This window comes from Aeromonas sp. ZOR0002, assembly GCF_963866995.1.
GTDB classification, from domain to species: domain Bacteria; phylum Pseudomonadota; class Gammaproteobacteria; order Enterobacterales; family Aeromonadaceae; genus Aeromonas; species Aeromonas caviae.
In genome coordinates, this window is record NZ_CAWMFQ010000262.1 from 16,274 (window position 1) to 28,574 (window position 12,301).

Sequence of the window (12,301 nt, forward strand, 5' to 3'; positions counted from 1 at the left end):
GCCGTCTATCGCTTCGGTCAGGTTGCACCGGCTCTGCCGGTCGCAGCTCCCGCCCCCGCGCCCGAGCCCGTGATGGTCGACAAGCAGTTCACCTTGAGCTCGGACGTGCTGTTTGACTTCAACAAGGCCACCCTCAAGCCCCAGGCCGGGCAGGCGCTGGATACCCTCTACAGCCAGATTGAAGAGGCCAGGCCCAAAGACGGGTCGGCCACCGTCATCGGCTATACCGACCGCATCGGCTCCGAGGCCTACAACCAGAAGTTGTCCGAGCAGCGTGCCCGGACCGTGGCCGATTACCTGATTGGCAAGGGCCTGCCAGCCGGCAAGGTCAATGTGGAAGGGCGTGGCAAGCAGTCTCCCGTCACCGGCGACAGCTGCACCAGCAAATCCAAGCGCGAGCTGATCGTCTGCCTGGCCCCGGATCGCCGGGTAGAGGTCAAGGTACAGGGCGTCTCGGAAGTACAGCAATAACGACGACCCCAAACAAAACGGGAGGCCATGGCCTCCCGTCTTTTTTTATGCTTCCTCAGATGCGCGTGCGCACATCCGCCGCAATCTGATCGAGCAACAGTTGCCAGCCCTGTCCCAGCTCGTTCACCAGGGTGCCATACCCATCGGCAGGCAGCACCCGCTCCTGCTGGAAGGGAAAATCTCTCAACACGACCCCCTCCTCCGTCAGCAGGCGCCAGCGACCGCTGAGCAGGGCGCGGCCGTCGTGCCGCCCCTGGAAACGCTCGACCGAGATGCTCAGCACAGGCCCCTTGCGGGCCCCGTCCTGACGCACCACCCAGCCAGGCAAGCGGCTGGAGAGGCCATTGAGGGTCAACTGGTTCAACTGGGCATCGAGGGAACCTGCCCAGCGATGGTACTCGGCAAAGTGCAGCTCCTTTCCCTCCAGCTGATAGACCAGGCTCATCCGGTCAAGCTGACCGGACAGGGCGACGGGGCGCAGCACCAACTGGTGCTGCGGCTGCGCCGTGGTGACACTCGACGGCGCCGTGTCGGCATCCAGCGAATAGTAATGCAGCGTCGTCGGGGCACTGCCACATCCCGCCAGCAGGCCCAGCAAGGCCAGCGTCATCATCCGTTTTTTCATCATTTTCCTCGCTTGGGCTCGGGATCCCGCGGACGAGCGCGGTCAAAGATCAGTGAACTCGGCTGCTCGTTCAGTGAATGGACCAGAGGTTGCAACTCGCTCATCAGCTGGTTGAGGGATTGCACCGACTGGCGCAGTTCCTGATTGGTCTGGGAACCGGCATCATAGGTCTGCAACGTCTCCTGCAACTGCTTGAGGCTCTGGTTGAGGGAGGCCGGCAACTGCTGGGTCGACTGCTGACCAGTAAACTGCTCCAGATTCGCACTCACGGCACTGACATGCTTGAGCGTCTTGTCCAGCGTCATCAGGGTGCTGTTGACCTGAGTGAGGGTGGTGGCCATGTCCATGTCGACGAACTTGTCGAGGATGAGGTTCACCTTGCGTTCGATCTGATCCAGCCCGGCCTGGGCAGTCGGGAAGACCTGATAGCCCGCCATCTTGAGCGGCTGATAGACAGGCGCATCCGGATAGAAGTTCAGATCGATCACCTTGCCCCCCGTCAGCAGGCTGGCGGTCTTGAGGCTGGCCCTCAGCCCTTCCTTGAACTGCTTGTTGAACAGGGCCCGCCACTGCTCCTTCTCCGCATTGGCATAACGGTGGGAGAGACGCTGCACCTCGATGCGCGCCAGCACCGGGATCTGCCGGCTCTTGAACAGCTGGACGCCCTTGTCGTCGATGAGATAGGGAGCCGAGATGACGGTACCGACCCGGATGCCGCGATACTGTACCGCCGCGCCGGGATGCAGCCCGCCCACGTCATTGTCGAACAGGAAGACATAGTCGATGAACTGATCCAGGCTACCGGCCAGCACGCTCTCCTCGTCCTTGAACAGCACGAACTCGTCGTTCTGTTTCACCGGCTCCCCCGGCAACCAGCCGGGAGGCAGCCCCATGGTGATGCCGCCGTTGATCAGGCTCTCCAGCGAGTCCATCTTCACCTTCATCCCCTCGCTGCTCATGGAGACCTCGAAGCCGGGCGTCAACCAGAACCGGGAGTTGCTGCTCACCAGGACGTCATAAGGCGCGTTGATGAAGAGCTGGTACTGCATCTCGCTCTTCTCGGGCAGGAATTTGGCCTCTTCGACCTGACCGATGGTGAATCCCTGATAGCTGATGGGGGAACCCGCGCCCAGCGCGTTGGCATCCCGGCTGGACAGGGATAGCCGCAATCCCCTGGCATCCAGGGATGCCAGGGGCGGCCTGTCCAGCATGGCGTATTCGCTTCGCGCCCTGCCCTTCTTGCCGGGAGAAAGCTCGATATAGGCACCGGAGAGCAAGGTGCCAAGACCGGAAACGCCCTCACGCCCGACCCTGGGCTTGACCACCCAGAACTGGCTGTCTTTCTTGAGCATGCCGGCGGCGGCATTGGTCAGGCGAGCCTTGAGCACGGCATGGCTATAGTCCTCGCTGAGCTCCACCGTCTCGATACGGCCCACCTCCACTTCACGAGAACGGATCACCGTCTTGCCCGCCACTATGCCCTCGGCGGTCGCCACCGTCAGGGTGAAGCTCGGCCCTTGTGAATACCAGTGCTGGAACAGCATCCAGGCGCCGATGAAGAGCGCCAGCAAGGGCACCATCCAGATAGCGGCAGCCGAACTCATGAAATCAGAGCCCGGTTTCCACCTTGTCTTACGCTCACTCACGTTCGCGTTCTCCTTGTTGTAAATCCCAGATCAGGCGGGAATCGAAACTCATGGCAGCCACCATGGTGACCAGTACGACCCCGGCAAAGGCGACGGCCGCAGGGCCAGGGTAGATGGTCATCAGATTGTCGAGCCGGATGAGACCGGCCAGGATGGCCACCACGAAGACGTCGATCATCGACCAGCGCCCCACAAATTCGGTCATGCGATAGAGTTTGAGCTTGCCGAGGGGAGATGCCCCCTGGCCGCGCTGCACCACGTAGCAGAGCCACAGCAGCGCCAGGATCTTCACCAGCGGCACCACCACGCTCGCGAAGAAGATGACGGCGGCAATGGGGTAGGAGCCCATGGCCCACAGCAGCACCACCCCGCCCATGATGGTCGAGGGGCTGTCATCCCCCAGGAACACGGTGTCCATGATGGGATAAAGGTTGGCTGGAACATAGAGGATCACCGAAGTGATCAGCAGGGCCCAGGTGCGGTTCAGACCACCCGGCTTGCGGCTGTGCAGGTGATCCCCGCAGCGAACGCAACTATGGGCATCCTGCTCGTTCAGGGCGCCGCAGATGTGACAGCCCACCAGACCGCACGACAGGGCGCTCTCCTCGGGATCCAGCTCCCTCGCCGCCGTCGGACCGAACAGTCGCTGCCACAGCCACATCCGATCCAGGGAGGAGATCATCTTGATGAGCAGCAGGGTGTAGCCAACGAAGGCCCAGAACGACAGCCCCATCTTGATGTCGGCCATCCCCATCAGCTTCACCAGAGAGATGAGCACGCCGATGAGGAAGACGTCCACCATCAGCCAGGGCTTGATCCGGCACAGCAGGCGGCCAAGGGAGCGCAGGGCCTTGCTGTGCAGATCCTTGTCCAGGCGCCACAGCACCAGCATGATGGAGCCGATATAGACCAGCGGCAACCCGATCAGGGTAATGCTCAGCACGGCCCCGAGGAACAGGTAGCCTTGATCCACCAGGGTGGTGATGCACTGCAGGAAGGTCATCTCCTGCCCCACCCCCTTGGCCGAGAACGACATGAAGGTAAAGGCGTTGGAGAGCACGAACATGATGATGGCCGCAAAGCCATAGGCGATAGGCCTGCGCTCCTGCTCAGGCAGATGACGAGTCAGGGTATGGCCGCAGCGCGGACAACTGCTCGTCTCCCCCACGGCCAGCTCGGTGGCCGGCACCAGCAGATCACACTCTTCGCAGGCGGTCGCGTCATGGGTATAGGTGGGTGGATGTTGGTGTGAAACCGGATGCAAGATAAGACCCCAGCATGAGGCCCGCCACGGGGCCAGAGCCGCCAATTATTGCAGCAGCGGCCCCTGCCGACCAGCCCTGTCGTTGTCCATCCTGCCCGGGTGTGAGAATGACTTTGACAAGGCAGTGCCCATTTAGCACAATCAAACGCCACTTTTTTTCCGCGGGACAATAATTTATGACAACTGAATCCCCAAGCTACTCCACTATCGAGCAGGCCTTCTCCCTCGGGAACGGGCAAGATTCTGCCCTCAACTGGTTGCGCAAAAACCGTAGCCAGGTCGCCATCTTCCTGGTGAGCGGCATCAAGCTGGAGGGGACCATCAGCGGTTTTGACCAGTACAGCGTGCTGTTGACCGATGCCCATGGCAATCAGCAACTGGTCTACAAGGCCAAGATTTCCACCATTGCCATGCACTCCGGCCGTCCTGCCGTCAGTATCCAGCGGGCCCGCAAGCCACGGGTTTCCATGGCGCCGCGCCCCCATGGCGCCCCCAGCCGTTATGACGACAACCAGGGTGGTGGCAGCGAGCAGTAAATCTCGCCACTGCCCATCCTGACGGTGTCGCTGCGTCAGCCAGTGACATCTGCTCCCCACTCTCATGTTTCGCCTGTCCCGTATGAGAGTGGGGCTTCTCTCCCGAGCAGGTTGTTGACCCGCTCGTCTTCGTTACTCAGTAGGTCAACCCGACCGGTTTTCCCTCTCTGACCATGCAGACCTGCATACCGGCCGCTTCACCGGCCTGTGCGCCTATGCCCGTGTCCTCGAACACCAGACATTGATCGGGCTCGACCCCCAGGCGTCGCGCCACCAGCAGGAAGGTGTCTGGATGGGGTTTGTGCAGCTCCACGTCGTCGGCGGTGACCACCACGGGGAAGTACCGATCCAGCCCTGTGTTGCGCAGCACCGCTTCGGCATTGATACGGGGGGAGCCTGTCCCGATGCCCATGGGGATCCGGCCGTGATAGCGTTCCACCAGATCCAGCATGGCCGGGAAGGGGGTGGCCTTGTGCAGGTTGGCGACATAGTGTTCGGTCTTGCAGCGTGTCACCACCAGGGGATCCAGCGCGATCTGCTGCACTTCGGCCACCAGCAGGGCTATCTTGCGGCTGGGCATGCCTCCCAGCTCATAAAACCAGTCGGCGTCGAACCGAAAGCCAAACTCGCTGGCGGTGTGCTCCCAGGCGGCCAGGTGCAAAGGCATGGAGTCCACCAGTGTGCCGTCGAGGTCGAAAACCAGGCCTTGAAATCCGGATAGGGTCATGGTGCAGGATCTGTCTGTGAAAAATGGGCCCCCATTCTAGCCAGAGCGCGGGCGCATCGCCATGCGCCAGATGGCGAGAAACGCTTGCCACCTCATTTATACAGGGCGATGCCAGGAGGTAGCCCCCACGCAGGTGTCAGCGATATGCCAGGGTACAGGCACGCCCTTGGGATTTGGCGTGATAGAGTGCCTGATCCGCCTGCTCGGTCAGGGTTTGCCACTCCTTGTCCGATGACGGGACCAGATAGCTGAACCCGATGCTGACGGTGAGTGTCGCCGCCACCCGGGAGGCCGGATGGGGAATCTGCAAGGCGTCAAGGCCGTGGTGGATCTGCTCCGCCAGCCGCTCCGCCTCTCCCGGCTGCGGTGAACACAGCAGGATGACAAACTCCTCCCCCCCATAGCGGGCCACCAAGTTGGTGCGCCGCCGCTCGGTGTCCTGCAGCAGTGCCGCCACCCGCTGCAGGCACTGATCCCCCTTGCCGTGGCCGAAGTGATCGTTGTAGGACTTGAACTCGTCCACATCGATCATCAGCACCGCCAGCACGCCCTGATGGCGGCGAGCCCGCTCCCACTCCCGTTCCATGGTGATGTCCCATTGGCGGCGGTTGGCGATGCCAGTCAGGGGATCTTCCAGAGACAGCAGAGAGAGGCGCCGGTTGGCCTCCTCCAGCGCCCGGTTGGTATCGGCCAGTTGCCGGGTCCGTTCCTGCACCCTCAGCTCCAGCTCCCGATTGAAGCGCTCAAGCTTCTCCTGGGTGCGCTGGCGGATCAGCAACTGGGAGAGCACGGCGGCATACTGCTTGAAGATCTCGCTCTGATACGCTTTGAGGGGGCGCCGCCAGAGCAGGTTGTCGGCGGCGATCCAGCCGATGGGGGTACTCCCGTCCCAGAGCGACACCATGGCGTTCCAGCCGCGACCCACCTCCTGCTTCTCGTAATAGAGAGGCGTGTCCTCCAGCACCAGGACATAGTCCTTGCGACGCAGCGCCTCCTGCACCGTGGGATGATCCGGAATGGGGCTGATGAAATGGCGCTCGTCGATGAGCTCACCCGCCTCGTTGGTACCCCAGGTACCGTGCATGGTCTTGAATTCACTGTCAGTCAGGAAGATGGCGATGCGATCGAACTGCAACTCCTGGCGGGCCAGTGCCACCGCGTCGTGCAGCAGACGATCCTCGCTCTCGCAGCGGGAGAGCTTGACCCCCACCTGATGCAGCGCCTGCAGCATGCTGAGGAAGGAGTCCTGCAGGGCCTGGCTGCGCACGAGGTCTGCCTGGGTGTGGAGCCGCTGATCCCGCTCCAGATCCACCTGTCCCGCGAGTCGCCGACTCTCGAGCTCGGCGGCGAGATAATGCATGAGCAGCTGGATGCTCTGCTGCTGGCGTCTTGGCAGGCGATCGAGACGACGGCGGGTTTCCAGATAGACCACAGCCTCCAGCCCCTTGTGACGCTTGAGGGGGAAGCTGGCGCGCAGGCGCGGGATCTCGGGTTCGACGCTCTCCCGCTCCCAGATGGCACGGGTCGGCGCGATGGGCTCCACCAGCAACTGGCCGAGCGCAAGGGAACGTTCGATGAAGAGGATGGGCAACTCGAGGGAAGAGAGGACGTCAGCGCTCAGGCAGAGCAGACCCTGTTCCGGGCGATAGTGATAGAGCTGGGGCGTCGGAGCACGCAGCCACAGATAGATCTGTTCAGCCTCTGTTTTTTCCCTGACCGCAGACAAGGTCACTTCACAGAGATGTTCAAAACTGGTGAAGTGCTCCGGATCCCATTCTTCCATGCCAAATCATCCTTGGTTGTATCCAAGCGAGTATATCGGCAAAGCCCGGCCATTAATTGACCGGGCAATCAAAAGCGAGATCCAGAGCCCAGTTTTTACAACAGATTCAATGCCTGCATGGCACTGCGGATGCGCTCGCGGGTGGCCTCGGAGAGCGGCATCACCGGCAGACGGCACTCTTCGCTGCACAGACCCAGCAGGGAGACCGCATACTTGGCCCCTGCGGGGCTCGGCTCGGCGAACATGGCCTGGTGCAGCGGAATGAGCTTGTCCTGCAATTCGCGGGCAGCTTGCCACTCACCGGCCAGCGCCAGGTTCTGCACCTCGGCCACCAGCTTGGGGGCCACGTTGGCCGTCACCGAGATGCAACCCTGGCCACCACCGATGTTGTAGGCCACGGCGGTGGCATCTTCACCGGAGAGCCAGGCAAACGGCTTCTTGATGAGCTGGCGTTCAACCCAGGGGCGGGCCAGATCACCGGTGGCATCCTTCACGCCGGCAATGCGCGGCAACTCGGCCAGACGGGCCAGGGTCGCCGGCTGCACGTCAACGATGGCGCGGGGCGGAATGTTGTAGACGATGATGGGTTTGGTGGTGGCGTCGTGCACCGCCTTGAAGTGGTGGTAGAGCCCTTCCTGATTGGGGCGGTTGTAGTAACCGGCCACATGCAGGGTGGCATCCGCTCCCATCTGCTCGGCATAGCGGGTGTATTCAATGGCTTCAACCGGGTTGTTGGAGCCTGCACCTGCGATCACGGGAATGCGCCCGGCCACCAGCTTGACCACCAGCTCCACCACGCGGCAATGCTCATCGTGGGTCAGGGTCGGGCTCTCCCCGGTCGTGCCGACCGGCACTATGCCATGGGTTCCCTGCTCTATGTGCCACTCCACCAGGCGAGCCAGTGCGGCCTCGTCCAGCTGGCCCTGTCGAAATGGGGTGATCAGGGCAACTATCGAACCTTGAAACATGGGATTTCCTTCTCCTAAACAGATGGATTGGTCAATAAAAAGCCCCGGTACGGGAGTCGCTACCGGGGCTTGAATCGTCTCAGGGATGAGAGGTTACGCGCGCACGCCAGCAGGCCCGATTGTCAGGCTGTGTTTATGCTTTCGTTTCGATACGCATGACCGCATTGCATCATCTCTGGGTAAATAGGCGTCTGGGCATATTTCGGGAACACGGCATAAATGTCAAGGCGAAAGCGGCCATGTATAATGGCCGCCCAAAAATGCGTGGAGAGACCCAATGAGCCGTCCTGTCAGTGCCGTCAGTCAGATGCTGGAACGTAACCAAGCCCTCTTTGTCGGCAAGCGGCTGTTGGTGTGCGGTGCCCTGGAGGATGATTATCCTCGTCAACTGGCCGAGCTGGCACAAAGCCTGACCGTCTTCACCACGGATTACTGCTATTACCGCAGCCAGCAGGCCGCTCTGGGAGACGCCATCCTGTTCGATCACCAGCTGGGTGGCGCCCCCCGATTCGATGCCCTGCTGCTGCTGATGCCCAAGGCCAAGGCCGAGGCGCAATACCTGCTGGCCATGATGACGCCGCTGCTCGAAAGCGGGGCCGACCTGTTCCTCGCCGGCGAGAACCGGGGCGGCATCAACGGAGCAGACAAGCTGCTGGCACCTTATGGCGAGAAACCGATCAAGCGCGACTCTGCGCGCCGCTGCTCTCTCTACCACGGCACGCTCGACAAACCGGTCGTTCCCTTCGAGCTGGACGCCTGGTTCAGTCGCTATGAGTGCCAGGCGGGCGACACCACCCTGACCGTCATGGCCCTGCCCGGGGTCTTCAGTGCAGACGGCCTGGATCTCGGCACCCAGATGCTGCTGGCGAGCCTCCCCCCCGTGACGGGCAAGCTGCTCGACTTTGGCTGCGGCGCCGGCGTCATCGGTTCCGTGCTGGCCAAGCGCAACCCGGCCCTGGCCGTCACCATGGTGGATATCAATGCCCTGGCACTGGAGTCCAGCCGCCGAACCCTGGCGGTCAACGGTCTGAGCGGACGTGTCCATGCCTCCGATGTCTATTCCGACATTGCCGAAACATTCCAACAGATTGTCTCGAATCCCCCCTTCCATGCCGGGCTCAAAACCTTCTACGCCGCCACCGAAACCTTCCTGGCAAAGGCACCTGAGTACCTGACCGCAAATGGCGCCCTGACCATAGTCGCCAATGCCTTCCTGCGATACCAGCCTATACTGGATGCGCACTTCAAACAGACCGAGGTGATCGCGGGCGATGCCAAATTCAAGGTGTATCTGAGCAAAGCTTAAAGAAGTGCAACGGTTGTAATAAAACAAGTAGAGAGTGCCAGACGGGATCTGTTAAGGTACCAAGAAAACGTTTACCACCCCTTTAGGGGTGTTTTTTTCGCAGTGACATGAAAACCTTTTCAACATCATGATCTCAGGGAGAGAACGACGATGGCAGGCATACTCACCATGATACTGGCAGGCGGTGAAGGTACCCGACTGCAACCGCTGACCACCACCCGCAGCAAACCCTCCGTACCCTTTGGCGGCAGTTACCGGTTGATCGACTTCGTGCTCAACAACTTCGTCAACGCCGACTTCCTGCGCATCTATGTACTCACCCAGTTCAAGTCCCAGTCCCTTTATCTGCACATGAAGAAGGGCTGGAACATCGTCGGCATCACGGATCGCTTCATCGACCCCATTCCGGCCCAGATGCGAATGGGCAAACGCTGGTATGACGGCACCGCAGACGCCATTTACCAGAACCTGCGCTTCATCGAGATCTCCGACCCCGAGCACGTCTGCATCTTCGGCTCCGATCACATCTACAAGATGGACGTGAGCCAGATGGTGAGCTTCCACAAGCAGAAAGCGGCCGCCCTGACCGTCGCGGCACTGCGCATGCCCATCGAGGAAGCAAGCGCCTTCGGGGTGATCGAGGTGGATCAGGAAGGGCGCATGATTGGCTTTGAAGAAAAGCCCCGTCACCCGAAACACATACCCGGGGATCCCACCCAGGCCCTGGTCTCCATGGGCAACTACATCTTCGAGACAGAGGCCCTCTATCGGGAGCTCAAGCGGGATGCCGCCGAGGAGAACTCCAGTCACGATTTCGGCAAGGACATCATTCCCAGCCTGTTCCCCCGTGCCCCCGTCTATGTCTACGACTACAGCACCAACGTGATCCCGGGCGAGAAGCCCAACGTCTACTGGCGCGATGTGGGGACGCTCGACTCTTACTGGCAGGCACACATGGACCTGGTGGCCGACGATGCCCCCTTCTCTCTCTACAATCGCAAGTGGCCGCTGCACACTCATTACCCGCCCCTGCCCCCCGCCACCTTCATCGATACCGACGACTGCAAAGTCAAGATCGCCAACTCCCTGATCTCCGGTGGCTGCTTCATTCAGGGCAGCCAGATCCAGCGATCCATACTGGGATTTCGCTGCAACATAGGCCCCTGCAGCCACATCAGTGAATCCGTGCTGCTGGGGGATGTGAAAATCGGCGAAGGTTGCTCCATTCGCCGCGCCATCATCGACAAAAACGTTGAAATTGCACCCGGCACCGTGATCGGTGAGAATCTGGACCATGACAGAGAGCGGTTTACCGTATCCGAAGGCGGTATCGTCGTGGTACCTAAGGGAGCAAGAGTTGGCTATTAACCCACTGAAAATCCTGTTTGTAGCCTCGGAGGTTGAGGGGCTGGTGAAGACCGGGGGCCTGGCGGATGTGGCCAAGGCCCTGCCGCAGCATCTCGCCCGTCAGGGGCACGATGTGCGCATCATTATGCCCTTCTACAAGACCATCAAGCGCCGGGACGAGGCCACCCTCCTCGCCTCGCGCTGGCTCCCCACCCCCCAAGATCGCAGTGATATCAGCTATCGCATCCATCAGCTGGAACTGGACGGGATCTGCGTCTATCTGCTCGATTGCCCGCACTATTTCGACCGCCCCCAGCTTTATGCCGAGAACAACCAGGCCTATCCCGACAACGGTGAACGCTTTGCCTTTCTGGCCGCGGCGGCCCTGCATGCGTGCGAACAGCTGGGTTTCGCTCCCGACATCGCCCACTGCAACGACTGGCACACCGGTCTGCTGCCGCTGCTGCTGAAAACCCGTCATGCCCACAACCCCTTCTTCCAGCGCACCCGGTCGGTCATCAGCATTCACAACGCGGCCTTTCAGGGCGTGTTCGATCGCCAGCAGTTCTGGGCCGTGCCGGAAATCCACGACTACGAGCAGCGCATCAACTACGACTATGGTCACATCAATCTGCTCAAGTGCGGTGTGCTCTACGCAGACAAGATCAATGCGGTCAGCCCCAACTACGCCAGCGAGCTGCTGACGCACCTGGGCGCTCACGGCATGGCCAGCGTATTCCAGCAGCGGGCAGCGGACCTGCGTGGCATCCTCAACGGCTGTGACTATCAGGACTGGGATCCCGCCTTCGATCCTCTGTTGCCCGCCACCTATGATGCCGACAACCTGGATGGCAAACACACCTGCAAGCGCATCCTGCAGCAGGAGACGGGGCTCCCCGTCGGCAACCTCCCCATCTATGGCATGGTGTGTCGACTGACCGAGCAGAAAGGTGTACACCTGCTCATCCCGGCTCTGGACAAGTTCTTGCAACATCAGGTCCAGGTAGTGATCGTGGGTTCCGGTGATCCCTCTCTCGCCGCCCAGTTGCAAAGCATTGCCCAGCAGCATCCCGACAAGTTTGCCTTCATCAATGCCTATGACGACCGTCTGGCCCACCTGGTGGAGGCCGGCGCCGACTTCTTCCTGATGCCTTCTCTGTTCGAGCCATGCGGGCTCAACCAGATGTACAGTCTGGCCTATGGCACACTGCCCCTGGTGCGGGCTGTCGGCGGATTGAAAGATACCGTCGTGGACTGGGATGCCGACCCGACGCACGCGACCGGTTTCTGCTTCAACGATCCCACTGCAAGCACCTTGCTCGATGCCATGCGCCGCAGCCTGCTCCATTATCTGCAGGAGCCGGCACGTTTTGCCCGTGTGCAGCACCACGCCATGAACACCCGCTTCGACTGGGCAGACTCCGTCATCCTGTACGAACAGATGTATCAGGATGCGCTGGCCACCGTCTGACGCCGATTGCTGAAGTTTTGTGCCCTTGGCACGCCTTTATCCGTCAACAGCGAAAAAAGTCCCCTTTGGCTGTTGACGCCCCCCCAAAACTCTATAGAATCCCCCACCGCAGTGATGCGAAGGTGGCGGAATTGGTAGACGCGCTAGCTTCAGGTGT

10 protein-coding genes and 1 pseudogene are annotated in these 12,301 nt (G+C 61.1%); 5 read left to right on the plus strand and 6 right to left on the minus strand.

The annotated features are described in order from the left end of the window. The coding region (locus tag AACR77_RS14225; protein ID WP_042882417.1) for an OmpA family protein at nucleotides 1-471 on the plus strand (471 nt) is incomplete at its 5' end. 55 nt (nucleotides 472-526) lie between these two features. Here AACR77_RS14225 and AACR77_RS14230 read toward each other — a convergent pair. Genes AACR77_RS14230 through AACR77_RS14240 form a run of 3 tightly spaced genes read right to left on the minus strand, consistent with a single transcriptional unit; the run spans nucleotide 527 to nucleotide 4,006 of the window. Continuing rightward, on the minus strand, nucleotides 527-1,096 hold the full coding sequence (locus AACR77_RS14230) for a PqiC family protein (RefSeq protein WP_042882418.1): 570 nt from the start codon (nucleotides 1,094-1,096) through the stop codon (nucleotides 527-529). Further along, nucleotides 1,096-2,742, minus strand: coding sequence for an intermembrane transport protein PqiB (gene pqiB, locus AACR77_RS14235; RefSeq protein WP_039040601.1), 1,647 nt, complete (start codon nucleotides 2,740-2,742; stop codon nucleotides 1,096-1,098). Before pqiB ends, AACR77_RS14230 begins: the two co-directional genes overlap by 1 nt. Further along, entirely contained in the window at nucleotides 2,735-4,006 is a 1,272-nt protein-coding gene (locus tag AACR77_RS14240) for a paraquat-inducible protein A (RefSeq protein ID WP_041211730.1), read from the minus strand. Before AACR77_RS14240 ends, pqiB begins: the two co-directional genes overlap by 8 nt. Before the next feature lie 176 nt (nucleotides 4,007-4,182). Here AACR77_RS14240 and hfq point away from each other — a divergent pair, with 176 nt between their 5' ends. After that, complete coding sequence (hfq, locus tag AACR77_RS14245) at nucleotides 4,183-4,542, plus strand: RNA chaperone Hfq (RefSeq protein WP_039040603.1); 360 nt, start codon at nucleotides 4,183-4,185, stop codon at nucleotides 4,540-4,542. 136 nt (nucleotides 4,543-4,678) lie between these two features. On the opposite strand, the gene AACR77_RS14250 is transcribed toward hfq, so the two are convergent. From AACR77_RS14250 to dapA, 3 genes are all read right to left on the minus strand, one after another. Beyond that, a complete protein-coding gene (locus AACR77_RS14250) occupies nucleotides 4,679-5,269 on the minus strand; it encodes an HAD family hydrolase (protein WP_039040604.1) in 591 nt (196 codons plus the stop codon). Between the two features lie 136 nt (nucleotides 5,270-5,405). Then, nucleotides 5,406-7,052, minus strand: coding sequence for a sensor domain-containing diguanylate cyclase (locus AACR77_RS14255; protein WP_041213957.1), 1,647 nt, complete (start codon nucleotides 7,050-7,052; stop codon nucleotides 5,406-5,408). Between the two features lie 95 nt (nucleotides 7,053-7,147). Further along, complete coding sequence (dapA, locus tag AACR77_RS14260) at nucleotides 7,148-8,020, minus strand: 4-hydroxy-tetrahydrodipicolinate synthase (RefSeq protein WP_039040606.1); 873 nt, start codon at nucleotides 8,018-8,020, stop codon at nucleotides 7,148-7,150. Nucleotides 8,021-8,297: 277 nt separating this feature from the next. Between dapA and rsmC the strand changes: the two genes are divergently transcribed. From rsmC to glgA, 3 genes and pseudogenes are all read left to right on the plus strand, one after another. Beyond that, nucleotides 8,298-9,326 (plus strand): 16S rRNA (guanine(1207)-N(2))-methyltransferase RsmC, encoded by a 1,029-nt coding sequence (gene rsmC / locus AACR77_RS14265; protein WP_042882419.1) that lies wholly within the window; start codon nucleotides 8,298-8,300, stop codon nucleotides 9,324-9,326. A gap of 147 nt (nucleotides 9,327-9,473) precedes the next feature. Further along, nucleotides 9,474-10,694: pseudogene (gene glgC, locus AACR77_RS14270) on the plus strand (glucose-1-phosphate adenylyltransferase); the annotation flags it as partial. Beyond that, on the plus strand, nucleotides 10,684-12,144 hold the full coding sequence (gene glgA, locus AACR77_RS14275; protein ID WP_039040607.1) for a glycogen synthase GlgA: 1,461 nt from the start codon (nucleotides 10,684-10,686) through the stop codon (nucleotides 12,142-12,144). The pseudogene glgC and the gene glgA, both read left to right, overlap by 11 nt. Nucleotides 12,145-12,301 lie beyond the last annotated feature (157 nt).

Excerpts from the sequence above, each read along its gene's own strand:
- AACR77_RS14230 (WP_042882418.1), bottom strand. The coding sequence starts at position 1,096 with ATGAAAAAACGGATGATGACGCTGGCCTTGCTGGGCCTGCTGGCGGGA.
- hfq (WP_039040603.1), top strand. The coding sequence starts at position 4,183 with ATGACAACTGAATCCCCAAGCTACTCCACTATCGAGCAGGCCTTCTCC.
- AACR77_RS14250 (WP_039040604.1), bottom strand. The coding sequence starts at position 5,269 with ATGACCCTATCCGGATTTCAAGGCCTGGTTTTCGACCTCGACGGCACA.
- AACR77_RS14255 (WP_041213957.1), bottom strand. The coding sequence starts at position 7,052 with ATGGAAGAATGGGATCCGGAGCACTTCACCAGTTTTGAACATCTCTGT.
- dapA (WP_039040606.1), bottom strand. The coding sequence starts at position 8,020 with ATGTTTCAAGGTTCGATAGTTGCCCTGATCACCCCATTTCGACAGGGC.
- rsmC (WP_042882419.1), top strand. The coding sequence starts at position 8,298 with ATGAGCCGTCCTGTCAGTGCCGTCAGTCAGATGCTGGAACGTAACCAA.